Here is an 18,809-nt window from a genome sequence, read left to right as displayed (position 1 = left end):
TTCACGGCTTCTCAAGCACCAGATCCCGATACCACGCGGTTGCCCGTTCACCGGTATTATCCGCATCCGACATGATGGCCACGCCAACAATGCGCGGGGGATTCTCCCCGAACGCTTCCCGGTAATCTGCCACAATATCCCGTTCCACCGTGACCCACTCACCGGTTTGCTCCGGGCCGGAATTGACCGCCACCATCATGGTTTGGTCGGTGAAGGCGTTGGCGACAATGGATTGCTCAGGTAGCCGGTTGGCCCAGATATAGTTCAGGGCATTACCCGGCAGGGACTCACCAAACATCACCTCCACGGTTTTGCGCTTGGCCCGTTCAAAGAATCCTGCATTGTCGGGCTGGAATTCAAAGGCCACGTAGATTCGCGCCGGGTAGTCGTCGCCGGACTTTTTCCGGGCATCGCCCCGGTCGAACACGTTGGACACCTTCCATTGCCAGCGCAGAATCAGCGATTCGCCGGGTTCTAACGACAATCGGGCAATCAGGCCGGAGGCGCTGTTATCAGCGCTCGCCTTGACCACCTGAACACCGTCGTCCGTGACCAGCTCATAGCGCGTGTGCCGGTCGATTCTGGGCAATTCCAGAGGTTCCCAACCATCGGATAATGAACTCATGGTGGAGAAGGGTTGCAGTAAAGACTCCTGCGCCATCAGTAACGGGCTGGCCAATAGCAGAGCCAACACCCATGCAGTGCCTGCCAGTGATGAACGCTTCATAGACTTATCCTTTTGTTTCCGGGCCACTGCAATGGCAGACAGCGGGCCTGCGATAAAGTGCCTTGTCAGTGGCTATTAGTCCGTATATAGTGACCAAATCCTTGGTTGACTACCATATGTTGTGATCATTCTCTGATCACTTCAGGCATAAAGGTAGTCGGGAATCCGGTGAGAATCCGGAACTGACGCGCAGCGGTATTGGGGAACGAGCGTGGCATCAAGACACTGGCAAGCGCCGGGAAGTCGCCACGCAAGGCCGAACCAACAGGTTCACGCCCCTGAGTCCGAAGACCTGCCAGGGAAACAGCACTGCACCTTCGCGACTCAAGGTGAGCAGATCGGTTATCCCTGCCCTGAAACAAGGCACGGTATGCTCCTGCATTCGCGAAGGCTAAATGGAATCTGACGCGACTTCAGGAGAACACGATGTCTGCCACCGCTCTGGCCGAAGCCCCGGCTACCGATACCCAATCCCTTCAAGTTATTAAACGCAACGGCACCCTGGTTGGATTCAATCCCGCCAAAATCAGTGTGGCGGTGACCAAAGCGTTCCTGGCCGTGGAAGGCGATAAAGCCGCCGGCTCTGCCCGCATCAACGACGCCGTGCATCGGGTAACCGAACAGGTGGTGCAGGCCATCAGCCGGCGCCTGAAAGCCGGCGGTAAAGTGCATATTGAAGACATTCAGGACCAGGTGGAACTGGCCCTGATGCGGGCCGAAGAGCAAAAGGTGGCCAGGGCTTACGTGCTCTACCGGGAAGAACACGCCCGCAAGCGTGCCATCGAAGAACCCATGGAAGCGCACCCGCACCTGACCGTGAAAAAAGCCGACGGCAGCGTGGCGCCTCTGGACCTGGGCCTGATGAAACTGCAGGTAGAGCAGGCCGCCACCGGCCTGGACGGCATTGATGGCGAATCCCTGGTCGACGAAGCCCTGCGCAACCTGTACGACGGCATTGAGGAAACCGAAGTGCTCTCCGCCCTGATCATGACGGCCCGTGGCCGTATCGAGCAAGAGCCGGACTACAGCGCCGTCACCGCCCGCCTGTTGCTGGAACAGCTTCGCCTGGAAGCGGCTGAGGCCCTGGACCTGCCCCGCAACCAGCCGCTGACAGAGGTTTATCCACAGGCCCTGAGCGCGTTCATCCACGCCGGTATCCGCTACGAATTGCTGGACGAAGCCCTGGCCGCCTTTGACCTGGAACGCCTGGGCGCGGCGATCATCCCCGAGCGTGACCACCAGTTCGGTTTCCTGGGCCTGCAAACCCTGTACGACCGCTACTTCCTGCACTGGAACAAAGCCCGCCTGGAACTGCCCCAGGTGTTCTTCATGCGTGTCGCCATGGGTCTGGCCCTGCGGGAAGACGACCCCAACGCCCGCGCCATCGAATTCTATAACCTGCTGTCCAGCTTTGATTACATGGCCAGCACGCCCACCCTGTTCAATAGCGGCACCCGCCATTCCCAGTTGTCCTCCTGCTACCTGACCACCGTGCAGGACGACCTGGAAGGTATCTACGGCGCCATCAAGGATAACGCGCTGCTCTCCAAATGGGCCGGCGGCCTGGGCAACGACTGGACGCCAGTACGTGCACTGGGCTCCCACATCAAAGGCACCAACGGCCAGAGCCAGGGCGTGGTGCCATTTCTGAAAGTGGTCAACGACACCGCCGTGGCGGTCAACCAGGGCGGCAAGCGCAAGGGTGCCGTGTGTGCCTACCTGGAAAGCTGGCACCTGGACATCGAGGAATTCCTGGAGCTGCGCAAGAACACCGGTGACGAACGCCGCCGCACCCACGACATGAACACCGCCAACTGGGTGCCGGATTTGCTGATCGAACGCATGCGTGAAGACCGGGACTGGACCCTGTTCTCCCCCAGCGATGCCCCGGATCTGCACGATCTTTACGGCAACGCCTTCCGGGAACGCTACGAGCATTACGAAGCGCTGGCGGAGCAGGGCAAGATCAAACTGTTCAAGAAAATCCCTGCCAAACAACTGTGGCGCAAAATGCTCACCGTACTGTTTGAAACCGGCCACCCCTGGGTTACCTTCAAAGACCCCTGCAACCTGCGTTCCCCGCAGCAGCACCAGGGCGTGGTGCACAGCTCCAACCTGTGCACCGAAATCACCCTGAACACCAGCGCCGACGAAATCGCCGTATGCAACCTGGGCTCGGTCAACCTGGCCGCCCACATCGCCAACGGCGAGCTGGACGTACAACGCCTGGAACGCACCGTGACCACCGCTGTGCGCATGCTCGATAATGTTATCGACATCAACTTCTACGCCGTGCCTCAGGCGAAGAACTCCAACCTCAAACACCGCCCCGTGGGCCTGGGCCTGATGGGCTTCCAGGACGCCCTCTACCAACTGGGCCTGCCCTACACCAGCCCGGAAGCCGTCGAGTTTGCCGACGTGGCCATGGAGCAACTGAGCTACTTCGCCCTTCGCGCCTCCGCCACCCTGGCCGGTGAACGGGGTGCCTACGAAACCTACGAAGGTTCCCTGTGGGATCAGGGCATCCTGCCCATCGATTCCATCAACCTGCTGAAAGACAGCCGCCGGGAAGGGGACCTGTCACTCAACACCAACAGCCGCCTGGACTGGACCCCGGTGCGCGAGCTGATCGCCAAAAACGGTATGCGCAACAGCAACGTTATGGCCATCGCCCCCACTGCCACCATCTCCAACATCGTTGGGGTTTCCCAGTCCATCGAACCGGCGTACCAGAACCTGTTCGTGAAATCGAACCTCTCCGGCGAATTCACCGTGGTCAATCCCTCCCTGGTGCGCGACCTCAAAGCCGAAGGCCTTTGGGATAACGTCATGGTCAACGACCTCAAATACTTCGACGGCAGCGTGCAGCAGATCGACCGCATTCCGAGTGAGCTGAAAGCCCGCTACGCCACCGCCTTCGAAATCGACCCGAGATGGCTGGTAGAGGCCGCGGCAAGGCGCCAGAAGTGGCTCGACCAGGCCCAGAGCCTGAACCTGTACATGGCCGAACCCAGCGGTAAAAAACTGGACGCCCTGTACCAACTGGCCTGGGAACGCGGTTTGAAAACCACCTACTACCTGCGTTCCCTAGGTGCCACCGGCGCCGAAAAAGCCGCCCCGGTGGCCGCGCCGCAACCCCAGGTGTGCAGCATTGATGAGCCGGATTGCGAAGCCTGTCAGTAACCACTTACTTAACTTTGGAGGCCTAACCATGCTGGATTGGGACGACGAACCAAAAACCGAAAACAAGCCGACGGCCAGCGCCGGACCGGCGCCGGTGAATGTAGACGACAAACGCGTCATCAACGGCGAAACCGACATCAACCAGTTGGCGCCGTTCAAGTACCCCTGGGCCTGGGAGTACTTCATGAACGCCAACAAAAACCACTGGACCCCGCTGGACGTCAACATGGCCCAGGACGTCCACGACTACCACCACCGCCTGAGCCCGGCGGAAAAGCACGTGTATGAAAACGTACTGGCCTATCTCACCACCTCCGACATCCTCGCCATGCGCAACATCGGCCTGGCCGTGATGGAGAAAATGAGCGCGCCGGAACTGCAGATCTACCAGGCCCGCCAGGTGTACGAAGAAGCCCTGCACACCTGGACTTACCAGCACTGCATTGAAACCCTCAACCTGGACCAGAGCGAAATCTACAACCGCTACCGGGTGGTGCCGGAAATCAACGGCAAGATCCAGCTCGCCAACCGACGGCTGGACGCCGCCATGCGCTCCGACATGAACCTACGCAACAAAGACGACCTGCAGGAATTCATCATGTCGTACCTGTTCTTCGCCGCCGTGTTTGAGGGCTGCTGGTTCTACAACGGCTTCAGCCCCATCTTCGCCCTGCAGCGCCGGGGCCTGATGCGCGGTACCGGTGAACAGCTGCAGTACATCCTGCGGGACGAAGCCATGCACTTCTCCTTCGGCCTGAAAGTGGTCAACCAGATCCTGGAGGAGGAAAACATCAGTTTCGACCCCAAAGCCGTGCGTGATATGTGGGACGAATCCGAAGCGGCTGAGATGGCTTACGCCAACTACATTCTGCGCGACCCGATTATGGGTTACTCGGCGGAATACCACACCGAGCAGTTCCGGTTTGTGGCCAACCGGAGGGCGCGCACGGTAGGGCTGGAAGAGCCGTTCCCGGGGGCGAAAAACGTCTCGCCCTGGCTGGACGAGCAAGCCACCATGCGCAAAGAGAAGAACTTCTTTGAGACCCGGGTAATTGAATACCAGACCGGGGCTCAGTTGGAGTGGTGAGGCTCGGTTGAAAGTCTGCTCCCTTTCTGGTGCTACACTTTTAATGGTTATGAATGTCGGGAAGGGAGCCCACAATGACACTGACTATCACAAGCAATATCCGCGCTGCCGCTAAACGGGCGTTAATGGCGGGCAGTGCGGACTACTTCAGTTGGACAGAGGAAGCGCAGGAACATTTTCGCGCCACAGCGGGCGAGGAAGCCCGTTGCCGAATGCAGCAGGTTTTATTGAAGCATATTCTGGGCATCGACTGCACAGTGACTGAAGCCGCCGAGACCTGGCGCAACCTCAGCTTACAGCAACTTAACGATATCAACCCCGCAGACCTTCTTATTAGCGGCATTGGCGACGATTATGTATATTTGAATGAGTCAATGAAGGAAGGCGTAACCTTGCTGGATTTCGATACCCTCTACGACTACGATTTTGACGACTTCCTGTTTCAGGAAGAGTGGCGCCACAAAGATCTGAAAGATTACGTGAGTCCCGGTTACTTTCCCCTTCATCATCCACGCTGGATTCGGCTGTTGATGGGTGATGAGTTCGTATACGGAAATCTGTTATCCACGGCCAGCTACGTGATGTCCCGGGTTGTGGAAGCCGGTGATGACCGCCTCGACGAATTGATTCCCTCTTCCTATGTGGAAGGCCCGAATCATGGCGAAGCGAGAGACGGCGGTTTTCTATGGGATTACCAGTTGGACGCTGGGGGCCATGAGCCACAGCTTGAGGAATTGAGACGGCGCTGGTATCAGTACCAGCAGGATGCGGAACTCGCCCTTCAGAAAGTAATCGCAGATGCTCCGCCGTATGCCTACATCCTGCGAGATGAATCGCTCGTGCCGGGTGAAATCAACGTCAACTTCGTTATCCACAACGAAAAAGCCATGCGCAAGATCCGCTGGAGAACATTCCTGGCAGATCTGCGAGCCATCGAAGGCAACAACAAAGACGTTGAAAGCCTGATCAAGCGCGAGACAGAAAGCGCCTTGCGTTTTATTGGGGAGCAGCACCAGGACATCCGCAAGAACTACATACCACCGGATATTGAGCCAGGCAGAAAGCGAAAAGTGGTAATGTCCAGCGGCGCGCTCGATGATTTAGAAAGGCTAAGCCGTGAAGACCCTCTGGATGATTAATGGTTCAACCGAGCGGACTGCGAACGCCCGCGAAACCCTGGCCTAAAACGTGGGTGTAAATCTGGGTGGTTCTCAAATCGGCATGGCCAAGTAAGTCTTGTACGGTACGGATATCATTGCCGCGCTTGAGCAGTTCCGTGGCGAAGGTGTGCCGGAAAGTATGGCAACCGGCGCGTTTATGAATACCGACAGCCTTCGCCGCACTTCGTACGGAACGCTGTACGGATGAAATATGGCGGTGATGGCGAGAGACATTGCCCAGATTATCGGTACTCAATACCGGCGAAGAAAAAAGCCATTGCCACTCCAACGAACGACCGGCATCGGGATATTTGCGAGCAAGGGCGAATGGCAGGCTGACCGGATGCAAAAAATCCTCGCTGCGCTGCTGCCAGGCTCTGCGAATAGTCTCGACATGGTGCTGCAGCGGTTCAATCAATGTTGCAGGTAAAAGAGTGGTTCTATCCTTCGCGCCCTTGCCATCACGAACTGTAATCACTTGTTGCTGAAAATCCAGATCCTTGATCCGGAGACGACAGGCTTCGGTGACGCGCAAGCCGGAGCCATACATCAGCGAGGCAATCAGTTTGTTGGGTTGCCCGAGCTGGTTGATGATTCGCATCGCCTCGTCATGGGTAAGCACCACAGGCAATTTGCGGGGCTTTTTGGAGCGGATGACATCGCCGATTTCTCCGAGTGGGGCGTTGAGTACTTTGTCATACAAAAATATCAGCGAGTTCAAGGCTTGTGCTTGTGTGGCAGCCGCTACATTGCGATGCACAGCAAGCCAAGTTAAAAACTCATTAACCTCCGAAGGGCCCATATCCCGTGGGTGTTTCATTTGGTGGAAACGAATGAAGTAGCGAATCCAGTACCAATAGGTTTTCTCGGTACGGATACTGTAATGATTGACGCGAATAACGGCACGCACCTGATCGCGAAGGCGAGGTTGCTTTCCTTGCATTTTGGGCTCCTTGCCAAATATGACTGTATGTATATCCAGTATTATTGGTGGCGTAGATCACAGAAGTCAAATGATTACGTGGTCTCGACTTTTTGAGTGGGTTAAGCTGTTGTTTTATGGGTTTTTGACTGGTGCGGTAGAGATCGAAAAAGCCGTAATAACGAAGCTGTCAAATTTTCGCAATCACTGAGGCATCAGTCCAATTGCTGTTAAAAGCCAAGGCTCTGGTAATTTTTTGTTGGTTGGGTGCATGGGCCTTGGCGGAAAACTGGGCAGTGGTTTCTGGTTCTCGGGTATGGCCAGGGCCAGCAACTTCGCCGCCCAATTTGGAAGCCAATATCGGCATCTTTCGGGTTATCGGCAGGCTGCCCAGGTTGTGGGGTAATTCGCCGAAAATTCCAAGCGCGTCGGGTAGCTTAGTGGTCTGTATCGGTGCCGGATCGCGAGCCGGTGCGGGGCTTCTTTGGCGTTCGCATGCGAGCCGAGAAGTAGGACTGGAAACCAACGGGTGAACCGGCTTCTAACCAGTCGCTGTAGTACGTTCCCGGCCTGACGGCCGTCCACCGGACGCCACTGACGTGGCGCCGCTAAGCTTGGCGTTAGCTTTCTATTTTCGGAGCACCAATACCTATGAAGAAATTCCTTTTCCTTACATCGATGCTTACAATTGGTCTAAGTATTGCCGCTTGCTCGGATGGGGGCGGTAATTCCGCTCAGTCTCCTACACAAGCGCCAGTCAACCCAACCTCCATCATGTCGGAAGATGTTCGCCTAAATGCCGAGGTTACAAGAGCTGATAATGGTCGGCTTATGGTTTCTGGAGAAACGAACCTTCCTGACCAAACAAGTCTACTCGTCACCTTGTCCAATGAGGCTGTTGGATATTCCGCACAAGACAAAGCGACCGTAACTGACGGTCGCTTTTCAGCCGGTCCATTTAGCCAACAGTCCAGAGGGCTTGAAGCTGGGCACTACACGGCCGAGATTGTCATGCCTATACCGCGAGTCCAGCCTACCGAGGTTCAATCCGCGATCGGCGATGTAGGTCAACACTTGACCGGGGATCTCGTCCAAGACTCGTCTGTGGGTGGGAAGGTAGTCAAGCATTCGGTTTCTTACACGCTGGGGTCTGAGGAATCTATTCAGCAGGCTCAATCCGACCATGCGAGTCTTGTGTCTGAGGTTAGAAAAGAGATTGAGAATCTCCTTATGGCTGGTCGTGGGATGGAGCAGTATCGAAACACAGACGACCTCGCGGCGCTAAGGGCTTGTGGTGAAAAAATGAGGGCCAACCAAGATCGAGCAAAAATGGTTAGGGAAAAGGCGGACACACTCCCCATGAGTCACATTAATTTGAGAGTAGCGTCTATTGATGTCCACTCGTGCGTATCTTGTTCAGAAACGGCTATGGAAGCTTGTGAGCGAGCTGAAGAATCTCTCGATGGCGAGCTTTAAAGCTAACCAGTCATTCCAGTTCGCTCCGGCCCTGACGGGCCTCCACCGGACGCCCTTTCTCCGCTTCGCTGCGTAAAGGTCGCCGCTGAATATTGGCGTTATACACAAGGAATGTTCATAGATCATGGCAAGGAATCGCGGCCAAGGTGGGCCGATTGAAACAAGGTTGATCAGCCTTTTTGCATCGCTGTTTTTCTCTATCCCAATGGCAGTATTCGTTTGGCTCTGGGTCAATTTGGAGTTGGCCGTCTACTGGGATGGCTTTCTCAGCAGTCGTTACCTCATTTCCTGTATCTTGGGTTTTGCTGTGTTGGCGTTGCTGCTCCCGCGACTATTCCCGTCTATTCTCGGGGGTGTCTGGCGCGGTATCGCCAAGGTTTGGCATTGGTGGGGGTGGTAGCCTTATGTATAACCAATCGTTCAAGTTCGCTACCGGCCTGGCGGCCGTCCGCCGGACGCCTACTACGCTGCGCTCCGCAGGCGCCGCTTAACATTCAGCGTTAAAGGTGGATCATGAAATTTGAGAAGTATCGAGATTTTTTTCAATGGATGACCTCTGGTGCAGCCGCGGCATCATTGGCTCTATTCGTGTTTGTTCCTTCGGTGAATACAAGCAGTGCTGGCTTAAAAATCTTTTCGGCGTGCCTTTTCCTGTTCGCCATGTTGACCTTGGTCGCGGCAACGGCAATCGGAAAGTTGATTGCGGATGCCAAGAAAGAGGATGAAAAAGCAGAGAGCATTCATTCCTTGGTTACTACTGCTGGGTTTACCTCATTTTTTATAGGTCTAACAACATTGGCTGTAAACATGAGTCTGTGGTTGGCTATCCCATTGATGCTTGGCCTGGTAATAGCCCTCGTAGCTTTTGGTAGAGCGCATAACTCTCTGCTTCACTAGCACCCTTTAACCAAGCCAGGCACGGCGACGCCTTTTTCGTTGCGGCTTCGCCTTCACTACAAAGCCGCGCATGCTGGCAGCGTTAAATGCCTAGAGGGATCTATGTCAGAGATAGCCAAAACCCCTGAACCGCCATATTACGCGGTTATTTTCAGTAGCCATCGCACCGAGGGCGACAATGGTTACGGGGAAATGGCAGACAGGATGGTCGAGTTGGCTGCATCCCAACCAGGTTTCTTGGGTATGGAGTCTGTGCGGGAGGATTTAGGTATCACGGTCTCTTACTGGGAAAGCCTGGAATCCATCACCAATTGGAAAAAGAACGCAGAGCATCGAGAAGCTCAGCGACTTGGCCATCAAAAATGGTACTCCAGCTTTCGAGTTCGTGTTGCGAGGGTGGAGCGTGAGTACGGCATTTAACCAGTCAATTAAGTTCGTTCCCGGCCTGGCGGCCGTCCACCGGACGTCCCTGACGGGCCGCCGCTTATTTCAGCGTTAGCTTTGAATCTAGGGAGCGGAAATGTCTGTCAATGACGACAAAATTATCTATCTCGACTTGGAGTTTGTCTCGAGAAAGTACGAGCAAAAAATTGGCGGTGATCCGGCTGCAACTATCACCAAGCAGCAAGGCGGAAACGCCGGAATTAACGCCTTATTTGCTCACGCGGGTGTTACGACCCAGGAATCGCGTACTTTTTCAGTCACCTCGCGACAGATGTTCCAGTCTATTTGGAACCAGTTGATAGATGAATACGATAACTTCTCAGAGTTTGAAAACTACTCAGGTACCAAGGTTTTATGGCTGGAAGGAGAGCTAACTCTCGGCGAATGGAAGAGCTCTGGTAGCAAAGAGGCCGGATACCAGTTCTATCAACTTAATCATAATGGCGAGCGTACGGCTTTTGTAGCTAACCAAAGCTATTTGGCCCCGGGGTTTTCTGAGATATTCGGTGCGTCTTCGGCCTTAAAGGGAAATATTGGTATTCCAGTGAAATGCCTGGCCCGAGTGATGTGGCACGTAGATGATGCAAAAAATTACGTAGCCTGTCCGTATGTTATTGTCGAACAAAGCTAACAAAACGCATCAGTACGCGGCCGATGGCCGCCGGACGCCCTTTACGTGGCTCCTTCGTCGCCACTCCAAGGTCGCCGCTGTGCTTCGGCTACATGGACTCCCCCTGCGGTCAAGCAACGCCATTTGATTTCGAAGCGGTTTGAGACTGCAGCTCTACATTCGGCCTCTGTGTGGGCGTTTCAGCCCGGGCCAGGATGATGATGCGTGTGAGTGATGACCTCATTCGTTAGTCGGCTTGTATCAGCCGCAAAGCACAACAGGTTCAATCACTCTCGGTCTGACCGTTCCGTCATCGCTTGCCGTTGCAAGACTCGGCTGGCAGGCGTGTTCTGCCTGTCGTTGTTGCCCGTTATCAGCCCTCTGCAGGCTGTGTTTTAAACTCAGTTTGGTTCATCAACAGTGCCCAGATAATCCGGGCATTCTTGGCGGCCAATGCCACGGCGGCTCGTTTGTAGCCGCGGCGTTCCACCAACCCTTTGGCCCACTCGCTGAGTTGATCGTGTTTGTCGTCGAGTTTGGCAATCACCGCTCGAGTGCCGTGGATTAATAGTGTTCGCAGGTACTTGTCCCCGCGCTTGGTGATTCTACCCAGCCGGGGCTTGCCTCCGGTCGAGTACTGCCTGGGCACGAGCCCGAGCCAGGCGGCAAAGTGTCGTCCGCTTTTGAACTGTCTGGGATCCGGCGCACTGGCCAATATCGCAGTGGCTGTTTGTGGGCCGATGCCGGGAATGGCCATCAACCGTTTGGCCTGCTCGTCGCGCCGGGCCATGGCTTCGATTTCCCGGTCATAGGCCAGGATCTCTTCATCGAGCTGGAGAATGCGCTGGTTGATGTTGTTGAGTAAACGCCGGGCCAGCATGGGTAAACCGTTTTCGGCATCTTCCAGGATTTCGGGAATCCGGTGTCGGGCATGATAGCGCCCCTGGGGGATGATCAGTCCGAACTCGGCTAACAGCCCGCGAATCTGATTGATCTGGGCTGTGCGCTCTTTGGTTAACCCACGGCGAATGCGGTGAAGGCACAGTACCGCTTGTTGGTCCTCAGTCTTAACTGGAACAAAGCGCATATTGGGCCGGCTGACGGCTTCGCAGATGGCCTCGGCATCGTTGTCGTCGTTCTTGCTGCTCTTGCGATACGGAGCGACAAAGCGGGGCGCAATGATCCGGGCATCGTGGCCGAGTTTGGTTAACTCCCGAGCCCAGTAATGGGCACCGGAACAGGCTTCCATGCCGATCAGGCACGGCGGCAGTTGTGCGAAGAACGCCAACAGTTTGGGGCGATTGAGCCGTTTGCGAACCACGACCTTGCCGTGTTGATTGGTGCCATGAATACTGAACACAGTTTTCGCCAGATCGATGCCAATGGTTGTAACATTCATGATGACTCCTCCTGCTTCGGATTGAAGATGTCAGACACCTTCAATGTGGCACATGACTGATGCCGTGGGAGCAGGGGGAGTCCATATCATTCGTTAGCTGAGAAGTGCGCTGTTCCTTTTGGGTGGCTAGGTGCCAGTGGCCTTGGCCGCAAACGGGTAGCAAAACCGGTAAGGACGGTGGTTCGCCAAGGCCGTCGGAACTCGTCGTGTTGCTGGCAGTTCAGTCGGCCAGCGGTGTTGGTAATAAGTTGGGTGTTTGCCGCGCGGGGCCGTCCGGCGAAACCTTGTTCCTTGCTTACCTGCTACTCTGAAGTTCAGGTTCATTCACCGCAATTTTGGCGGTGGTTTTAATCACAGTGCATCAGCGGTAGCTGGTGCCAGGGGGCGTCGGTGCAGGCTGGCGTGTTTGGTTGCCAAAGATCGGGTTTCATTCCGGTTCGGTTGTTCGCAGCTAACAAGGCGCATCAATACGCGGCCGGTGGCCGCCGGACGCCCTTTTCATTGCGGCTGCGCCTCCATTACAAGGGCGCCGTTGTGCGCTGGCGTTATGTGTATTTGTACAGGCTGTATGCTTGAACAGTTTTTGATCAGGGTGTAGGCTGGTTTTGTGTACAAAAATCGTACACCAATCGGCCAGGTTAATCCTGGAATGCTCGCACCCTTGAGGAGGGTTCAAGATGGCTGTTAAGCACACACCCACAGGCGAAGTTCACAGCGGCAACAAAGGCGGCAAAACCGGTTGCGGTTTCGATACCCGTGACAACCCAAGCCACTGGGTTTCATCGCATGAAAGGATCACTTGCGGCAAAAATGGCTGCAAAAACTGATTCTTACATGGTTTGCTTCCGTTGCAGTTGGCCAGATCTAAAGTCAAACGGGGGCAAACCACATAACCAGTCAATTAAGTTCGTTCCGGCCTGCGGCCTCCACCGGACGCCCCTGTCGGGCCGCCGCTTATTTCAGCGTTATTGGCCCGGCATTCGTGAGTTTTTAGCAGGTGGAGTGCAAAGGCCTTGGCATCGGGATTGGTTGCAAGCCCGCTCACTCTGGTGATCGCCAAGGCCGGAAAATTCGCTGTCTGGTTTGGTTGCCACAATGGTCAGCGGTGTTGGTATTCATGGAGTGCCCCAGTCGTGGGGCGTCCGTCTTAAACGGTAATCGGGCCGGTAGCCTTTGCGTTCTGGTTTCTTTCGTCATCCGTCGAGTTGGTGCAAGTTGTCCGGGAGAGGGCATGCGGCCTAGGTGTCAGGCTCAACCACGGTGGTGAACGGCCATTAACCAGGCGGTCAACCGGACGCCAAAAGCGTACCGCTTTTGGTTCCCTCCGCTGGCGCTCCGGCGCCGGTTACCTCAGCGTTAAGAGTTTTATGTTTGGAGAGACACCTACAGGGAAGAAAGAGCAGGTCAAATGTCCTTGCTGCACCGATACAAGCTGGCAAGATCCAGAAACAACCCTTTGGCCAAAAGCGGGCAAAAAGTTTTGCTGCCCGCATTGTGAAGCTCTCTTATGTTTCACAGAGGAGTCGGAAAAGCTTCGGGCGTTGAGTATATATTCGTTGCTGGGTGTCGCAGGGGTAACTATTGGTGTAGTAGTTCTTGGTAACGGATTCTGGGCAAGTGTTCTCGGCTGCGTAGGATCGGTTTTTCTCGTTCTTCTTTTGATTTATCAGGGTACAGTACCGCGAGTTGAGGTCGTACACTCTTAACAAAGCATTGCAGTATGTTACGGCCCGTTGGGCCTCCACCGGACGGCCTTTTCTCCGCTTCGCTGCGTAAAGGCCGCCGCTGAATTTTGGCGTTAGCTGAGAAGTGCGCTGTTCCTTTTGGGTGGCTAGGTGCCAGTGGCCTTGGCCGCAAACGGGTAGCAAAACCGGTAAGGACGGTGGTTCGCCAAGGCCGTCGGAACTCGTCGTGTTGCTGGCAGTTCAGTCGGCCAGCGGTGTTGGTAATAAGTTGGGTGTTTGCCGCGCGGGGCCGTCCGGCGAAACCTTGTTCCTTGCTTACCTGCTACTCTGAAGTTCAGGTTCATTCACCGCAATTTTGGCGGTGGTTTTAATCACAGTGCATCAGCGGTAGCTGGTGCCAGGGGGCGTCGGTGCAGGCTGGCGTGTTTGGTTGCCAAAGATCGGGTTTCATTCCGGTTCGGTTGTTCGCAGCTAACAAGGCGCATCAATACGCGGCCGGTGGCCGCCGGACGCCCTTTTCATTGCGGCTGCGCCTCCATTACAAGGGCGCCGTTGTGCGCTGGCGTTATTGGCCCGGCATTCGTGAGCTTTTGGCTGGTGCGGTGCAAAGGCCTTGGCACCGGGATTGGTTTTAAGCCCGCTCACTCTGGTGATCGCCAAGGCCGGAAAACTCGCTGTCTTGTTTGGTTGCCGCAATGGTCAGCGGTGTTGGTATTCATGGCGTGTCCCAATCGTGGGGCCGTCCGTCTTAAACGGTAATCGGGCCAGTAGCCTTTGCGTTCTGGTTCCTTTCGCCATCCGTCGAGTTGGTGCAAGTTGTCCGGGAGAGGGCATGTGGCCTTTGATTCCAGGCTCAACCACGGTGGTGAACGGCCATTAACCAGGCGGTCAACCGGACGCCAAAAGCGTGCCGCTTTTGGTTCCCTCCGCTGCGCTCCGGCGCCGGTTACCTCAGCGTTATGCACCAAGGAGGAAACATGATTTCAGATATGGAAAGGAAGCTTGCGAAGCAGGTAATAGAGCTGCATGACGGGAAGAGTTTTGCTCTCTTGCAGGAAATGTCGGCCCCATCACTTCGCGAAGAGAGCGACGGTACTATTACTGAACATTCCTACATTTCATCGTGCGAAAGCATTCAGCATGAACTGGGAGAGTTGAGTGAGGTTGAGTTTATAGATTGCCTTCGAAGAGCTGGTTCGCAGCTTACCCTTTGGAAGGCGAAATACTCTGCCAGTGAGGATGAAGTTTTTTGGGCCGTTGGTTTTGATGCCGCAACGCACAAAGTTAAAGATGAGCCTGTAAATAAATCTGTGTAACTGCCCACCCCATTACAGGTGGCCGTCCAGGCGGTCACCGAATTCGATAATAAAGCGATTCAAGGCCGGCTTCCAATCACGGATCGGCATGGTCCATTTCTTCGAGGCCTGCTGGATAGCCAGAAAGGCCACTTTCAGCGCCGAGTCATCACTTGGGAACAGCTTCCGGCGCTTGGTCGCTTTGCGGATCACGCTGTTCAGTGACTCAACGGCATTGGTGGTATAGATCACCTTCCGGATCGCCGGCGGGTACTCGAAGATGGTAATCAGATTGTCCCAGTGGCTGTGCCAGGAGCGAGAGATCTGTGGGTATTGGCCGTCCCAGCGTTCGCCAAAGGCCTCCAGCGCCTGCCGGGCTTCATGTTCTGTGGCAGACTGGTAGATCTGCTTCAAGTCGGCCGTCACGGCTTTGTAGTCCTTCCAGGACACGTAGCGCAGCGAGTTGCGGACCATGTGGACGATGCACAGCTGCACCTTGGTCTGCGGGTACTCAGCAGCAATGGCATCCGGGAACCCCTTGAGACCATCCACACAGGCGATCAGGATGTCCTCCAGGCCACGGTTCTTCAGTTCTGTCAGTACTGATAGCCAGAACTTCGCGCCTTCGGTTTCGGCCAGCCAGAGACCCAGCAACTCCTTCTGGCCGTCCATGTTGATGCCCAGGGCCAGGTATAGGGACTTGTTGATGACCCGCTTGTTGTCGCGGATCTTCAGCACGATGCAGTCCAGATAGACGATGGGATAGATCGGATCCAGCGGACGATTCTGCCACTCCTGAACCTGCTCGATCACCCGCTCCGTCACTTTGGATACCAGAGTGGCCGAGATGTCCGCGTCGTACATTTCCTTGAAGGCATCCACGATATCCCGGGTGCTCAGGCCCTTGGCGTAAAGCGCCAGGATCTGGTCATCCATCTGGGTCAGGCGGGACTGGCCTTTGCGGACGAACTGAGGCTCGAAGGAACCGTCCCGGTCACGAGGGGCCTCTATCGGTACTTCGCCGTGCTGGCCCTTCAGGCGTTTGGCAGAATAGCCATTACGGCTGTTGCCGGTGCCACGGCCTTCGGGCGCGTGCTTCTCGTATCCGAGATGTGCGTCCAGTTCGGCGTTGAGGGCGGTCTCGACCGTAAGCTTGACCAGCTGTTGAGTGAGGGCTCCGAGATCTCTTTCGGACTTGATGTCCTTGGCCAGCTCGGCGGCCATGGCTTTGAGTTTTTCTTGATCCACTTGTGTACCCACGATGGTATCCTTTTGAAAAGATTACTCAGTCGTGGGCAGTTACACAATTTGGTTTACAGGCTCTTAAAGATGTTCTCGTAAACTGGTAAATGCATAACAAATCATTCCAGTACGTTCCGGCCCTGAAGGGCCTCCACCGGACGGCCTTTTCTCCGCTTCGCTACGCAAAGGCCGCCGCTGAATTTTGGCGTTATGTTTTTAAATAGGGTGATCTATGCGTGACCTCTGTGCTCTGTGCGGCGAAAATTCTGCAACAACACGAGACCATATCCCGCCTCAAGGAATCTATCCAAAACCGCGGGATAACGACATTAATCGTGGATTCAACCAATAACCGCAGCACCGCTCATTCATAGTGCCCCGGAATATTCACCCCAGAACACCTCTGCCGGTGTTCGGTAGCCCAGCCGTTTTCTGGGCCGGTTATTCAACTGCTCAACCACGCGATTGACTTGTGTTTGAGACAGCTTGGCGAAGCTCGTCCCTTTAGGATAATACTGGCGCAGCAAGCCATTTGTGTTCTCGTTCGTGCCGCGCTGGCCAGAGCAGTACGGGTCACAGAAATAGGCCACCAAGCCCAACGCTTCGGCCAGTTGCTCGTGCCCCGCAAACTCACTGCCGTTATCCAGTGTCAGCGTTTTTGCGGCACCGCGGACAGGCTTCAATAGCCTGATCACGGTTTGCGTTGTCTGGTTGGCCGTGAACCGCTTTAGGCGGCCTGCGAGCAAGTAACCGCTGCGACGCTCCACCAGTGTCACCAATCCGGATTGTTTGTGGCCCTGGAGGATCGTGTCACCTTCCCAGTGGCCAAGCACGGCACGACTTTCAACCTCTTTGGGGCGGCACTCAATCCCGACCCGATTTGGAATTTTACCGAGACCGGCTTCCTTCGCTCTGCGTTTTCGACCACGGTTGTTCCGGTGACGACAGTAAGTCCAGAGCTTGCCGCCTTCGAGGCGATCACGATGGATTAAGTCGTAGATCCATTGGTGACTGACCCGCACCGGTGCGTTCATGCGGCTCATAAAGCCTGAAATTTGCTCTGGGCTCCAGTGTTGCTTGACCCTCTCAGTCACCCAGGTCGTCAGCCAATGCACCCGTTTGTGGCGCTTGAAGGCGGTTCGACGCCGTGTGTTCGCCTGATACTGCGCTCTCTCCGGTTCATAGCCGTGAACGCTGTTCCGCCGCAACTCACGGCTGATGGTACTGCTGTGGCAGCCAAGCATAGCCGCGATCTGTCGTTGGCTTTTGCCGGCCACACGCAGGGCCGATATCTGGTATCGTTGTGTCTGGGTCAGTTGTCGGTACTTCATCACTGCTTCACTTTGGTCGGTAAAGTCCGTGAGGGTACCGGCAACGGCCCTCCCGTCTCCACCTGGTTACGCCAAAGTGCTGCAGTTATTATCTGAATTCACGATTTCAACGTCGTCCCGGCCTGTTCGTCATGCAACAACGGGGCGGCTGTTGAAGATGAGCAATTTAAGGTTTTCATGGGCATTTCAACCGGGGAGTTTCATGATCAGCCCGAAATTGTCATTAACTCTATAGCCCGAACGATTGGCAATAACCAGAAAATTGCTAATCAGATTTTTGAGACCAAGCGGAACGTATATGCATACCGCCAAAATCAAGTTCTTGAACCTGCCGTTTCTGTCACATTTGATGGAGAGAAGTACTGCAAAGTTGTCAGCAGAATTGTTAGGGGGCTTTACTGGATAGAGCGTGGGAAGGCGCTTGGGCTGGGCTCTAATATCAATATTTTTCCAACCGATCAGATGAAGCCGGATTTTGCACAGTCGATAAAAGAGTTAATGGATTGCCTTGAACCACATTTTCTTAACAAAAAAACCTTTGTATATAAGGTGTTATTTAATGATGATGAGTCGAGTATCTGGGGAGTCAAGTTCTTCGGCAAGCACACCGTTTTTGCGTATGCCGAGCCTCCGAAAACATAACCAGTGCAGGCACGGCGACGCCCTTTACATTGCGCCTTCGGCTCCATTCCAAGGGCGCGCATGCTGCAAGCGTTACATGGTGAAGCCAGGCCTATGATTTCGGTGAAACTGAGAAATCTTCGTCACCAAGATAAAGAGGCTGTCATATCTATGCTTCGAGATCCTCGGGTAATGCGGTTTCTTGGGCCTCGTCGCGCCCTGGCTGAAGATGAGGCAGATTCGTGGTTTGAGAGTGCGCTTACTAACCCGACCCGCTTCGCTGTAGCCAACGCTGATACTGACGAGTTTATTGGGTTCTGCGGCATTAAGCAGATGGATGGTGTTCCGGATTTCGGCTATTTCATCAGATCAGAGTTTTGGGGCAACGGCATAGCTACCAAGGCATGCGAGTTGGCAGTTGAAAGGCTATCCTCCGAGATCGGATTAGATACCGTTCAGGTTTTCATCGCGGATGACAATGTGGCAAGCCAGAGAGTGGCTCAAAAATTGGGATGGCAGGCCACGCACAATGGTACTAAGGATGGAGAGTATGGCCGATACTACCGAATCACCATGTAACCCATATGAGCCTTCTCGGAATCAATAGGCAATAGTGATTTTTTTGGCCGCGCCAGCGGCCAACCTAAATCCATGAGCGAGAACGCCTGCTTCGTCAGTCTCGCGGGGCTGTCAGGCACTCACAGCAAACACATATAGGGGCTCTCTTACG

15 protein-coding genes and 1 riboswitch are annotated in these 18,809 nt (G+C 55.0%); of the genes, 10 read left to right on the top strand and 5 right to left on the bottom strand.

Annotated features, from left to right (window positions below):
- Position 1 precedes the first annotated feature (1 nt).
- Positions 2-727 (bottom strand): DUF3047 domain-containing protein, encoded by a 726-nt coding sequence (locus RVM24_RS16425; protein WP_431474413.1) that lies wholly within the window; start codon positions 725-727, stop codon positions 2-4.
- 116 nt (positions 728-843) lie between these two features.
- Positions 844-1,041, top strand: a riboswitch (cobalamin riboswitch).
- A gap of 112 nt (positions 1,042-1,153) precedes the next feature.
- On the opposite strand from RVM24_RS16425, the gene RVM24_RS16420 reads away from it, so the two are divergent.
- The 3 genes from RVM24_RS16420 (at position 1,154) to RVM24_RS16410 (ending at position 6,136) form a co-directional block, all read left to right on the top strand.
- Positions 1,154-3,910, top strand: a complete 2,757-nt coding sequence (locus tag RVM24_RS16420) for a ribonucleoside-diphosphate reductase subunit alpha (protein WP_431474412.1) — start codon at positions 1,154-1,156, stop codon at positions 3,908-3,910.
- A 28-nt stretch (positions 3,911-3,938) separates the two neighbouring features.
- Positions 3,939-4,997 (top strand): ribonucleotide-diphosphate reductase subunit beta, encoded by a 1,059-nt coding sequence (locus tag RVM24_RS16415; protein WP_431474411.1) that lies wholly within the window; start codon positions 3,939-3,941, stop codon positions 4,995-4,997.
- 74 nt (positions 4,998-5,071) lie between these two features.
- Positions 5,072-6,136, top strand: a complete 1,065-nt coding sequence (locus RVM24_RS16410; RefSeq protein WP_431474410.1) for a hypothetical protein — start codon at positions 5,072-5,074, stop codon at positions 6,134-6,136.
- Positions 6,137-6,140: 4 nt separating this feature from the next.
- Here the strand turns inward: RVM24_RS16410 and RVM24_RS16405 are convergent, their stop codons facing one another.
- Positions 6,141-7,100: an integron integrase gene (locus RVM24_RS16405; protein ID WP_431474409.1), complete on the bottom strand. Its 960-nt coding sequence runs from the start codon at positions 7,098-7,100 to the stop codon at positions 6,141-6,143.
- 630 nt (positions 7,101-7,730) lie between these two features.
- On the opposite strand from RVM24_RS16405, the gene RVM24_RS16400 reads away from it, so the two are divergent.
- From RVM24_RS16400 to RVM24_RS16385, 4 genes are all read left to right on the top strand, one after another.
- Positions 7,731-8,555 (top strand): hypothetical protein, encoded by an 825-nt coding sequence (locus tag RVM24_RS16400; RefSeq protein ID WP_431474408.1) that lies wholly within the window; start codon positions 7,731-7,733, stop codon positions 8,553-8,555.
- Positions 8,556-9,068: 513 nt separating this feature from the next.
- Complete coding sequence (locus RVM24_RS16395; protein ID WP_431474407.1) at positions 9,069-9,452, top strand: hypothetical protein; 384 nt, start codon at positions 9,069-9,071, stop codon at positions 9,450-9,452.
- A gap of 102 nt (positions 9,453-9,554) precedes the next feature.
- Entirely contained in the window at positions 9,555-9,872 is a 318-nt protein-coding gene (locus RVM24_RS16390) for an antibiotic biosynthesis monooxygenase family protein (RefSeq protein ID WP_230835255.1), read from the top strand.
- Between the two features lie 100 nt (positions 9,873-9,972).
- Positions 9,973-10,527 carry a hypothetical protein gene (locus tag RVM24_RS16385; RefSeq protein WP_058091129.1) on the top strand — a complete coding sequence of 185 codons (555 nt, stop codon included), beginning with the start codon at positions 9,973-9,975 and terminating at the stop codon, positions 10,525-10,527.
- Positions 10,528-10,879: 352 nt separating this feature from the next.
- Here RVM24_RS16385 and RVM24_RS16380 read toward each other — a convergent pair whose 3' ends face one another.
- Positions 10,880-11,905, bottom strand: a complete 1,026-nt coding sequence (locus RVM24_RS16380; RefSeq protein WP_058091130.1) for an IS110 family transposase — start codon at positions 11,903-11,905, stop codon at positions 10,880-10,882.
- A gap of 2,662 nt (positions 11,906-14,567) precedes the next feature.
- Between RVM24_RS16380 and RVM24_RS16375 the strand changes: the two genes are divergently transcribed.
- Complete coding sequence (locus RVM24_RS16375; protein WP_431474406.1) at positions 14,568-14,906, top strand: hypothetical protein; 339 nt, start codon at positions 14,568-14,570, stop codon at positions 14,904-14,906.
- 12 nt (positions 14,907-14,918) lie between these two features.
- On the opposite strand, the gene RVM24_RS16370 is transcribed toward RVM24_RS16375, so the two are convergent.
- Both RVM24_RS16370 and RVM24_RS16365 read right to left on the bottom strand, forming a co-directional pair.
- A complete protein-coding gene (locus tag RVM24_RS16370; protein ID WP_152439654.1) occupies positions 14,919-16,133 on the bottom strand; it encodes an IS256 family transposase in 1,215 nt (404 codons plus the stop codon).
- Positions 16,134-16,495: 362 nt separating this feature from the next.
- Positions 16,496-17,458, bottom strand: a complete 963-nt coding sequence (locus tag RVM24_RS16365) for an IS30 family transposase (protein ID WP_230716029.1) — start codon at positions 17,456-17,458, stop codon at positions 16,496-16,498.
- A gap of 177 nt (positions 17,459-17,635) precedes the next feature.
- Here RVM24_RS16365 and RVM24_RS16360 point away from each other — a divergent pair, with 177 nt between their 5' ends.
- A complete protein-coding gene (locus tag RVM24_RS16360; protein WP_431474405.1) occupies positions 17,636-18,100 on the top strand; it encodes a hypothetical protein in 465 nt (154 codons plus the stop codon).
- Positions 18,101-18,160: 60 nt separating this feature from the next.
- Positions 18,161-18,658 (top strand): GNAT family N-acetyltransferase, encoded by a 498-nt coding sequence (locus RVM24_RS16355; RefSeq protein ID WP_431474404.1) that lies wholly within the window; start codon positions 18,161-18,163, stop codon positions 18,656-18,658.
- The last annotated feature ends 151 nt before the right edge of the window (positions 18,659-18,809 follow it).

The organism is Marinobacter sp. KM021, assembly GCF_050707965.1.
Taxonomy (GTDB): Bacteria; Pseudomonadota; Gammaproteobacteria; order Pseudomonadales; family Oleiphilaceae; genus Marinobacter; species Marinobacter shengliensis.
Note: the sequence above shows the minus strand (reverse complement) of the source record. Positions and strands in the feature narration are given on the sequence as shown.

What these genes read in the sequence shown, in the direction of transcription:
- RVM24_RS16385 (WP_058091129.1), top strand. Translation starts at nt 9,973, where the DNA reads ATGTCTGTCAATGACGACAAAATTATCTATCTCGACTTGGAGTTTGTC.
- RVM24_RS16390 (WP_230835255.1), top strand. Translation starts at nt 9,555, where the DNA reads ATGTCAGAGATAGCCAAAACCCCTGAACCGCCATATTACGCGGTTATT.
- RVM24_RS16415 (WP_431474411.1), top strand. Translation starts at nt 3,939, where the DNA reads ATGCTGGATTGGGACGACGAACCAAAAACCGAAAACAAGCCGACGGCC.
- RVM24_RS16380 (WP_058091130.1), bottom strand. Translation starts at nt 11,905, where the DNA reads ATGAATGTTACAACCATTGGCATCGATCTGGCGAAAACTGTGTTCAGT.
- RVM24_RS16425 (WP_431474413.1), bottom strand. Translation starts at nt 727, where the DNA reads ATGAAGCGTTCATCACTGGCAGGCACTGCATGGGTGTTGGCTCTGCTA.
- RVM24_RS16365 (WP_230716029.1), bottom strand. Translation starts at nt 17,458, where the DNA reads ATGAAGTACCGACAACTGACCCAGACACAACGATACCAGATATCGGCC.
- RVM24_RS16395 (WP_431474407.1), top strand. Translation starts at nt 9,069, where the DNA reads ATGAAATTTGAGAAGTATCGAGATTTTTTTCAATGGATGACCTCTGGT.
- RVM24_RS16375 (WP_431474406.1), top strand. Translation starts at nt 14,568, where the DNA reads ATGATTTCAGATATGGAAAGGAAGCTTGCGAAGCAGGTAATAGAGCTG.
- RVM24_RS16360 (WP_431474405.1), top strand. Translation starts at nt 17,636, where the DNA reads ATGGGCATTTCAACCGGGGAGTTTCATGATCAGCCCGAAATTGTCATT.
- RVM24_RS16410 (WP_431474410.1), top strand. Translation starts at nt 5,072, where the DNA reads ATGACACTGACTATCACAAGCAATATCCGCGCTGCCGCTAAACGGGCG.
- RVM24_RS16405 (WP_431474409.1), bottom strand. Translation starts at nt 7,100, where the DNA reads ATGCAAGGAAAGCAACCTCGCCTTCGCGATCAGGTGCGTGCCGTTATT.
- RVM24_RS16420 (WP_431474412.1), top strand. Translation starts at nt 1,154, where the DNA reads ATGTCTGCCACCGCTCTGGCCGAAGCCCCGGCTACCGATACCCAATCC.
- RVM24_RS16400 (WP_431474408.1), top strand. Translation starts at nt 7,731, where the DNA reads ATGAAGAAATTCCTTTTCCTTACATCGATGCTTACAATTGGTCTAAGT.
- RVM24_RS16355 (WP_431474404.1), top strand. Translation starts at nt 18,161, where the DNA reads ATGCTGCAAGCGTTACATGGTGAAGCCAGGCCTATGATTTCGGTGAAA.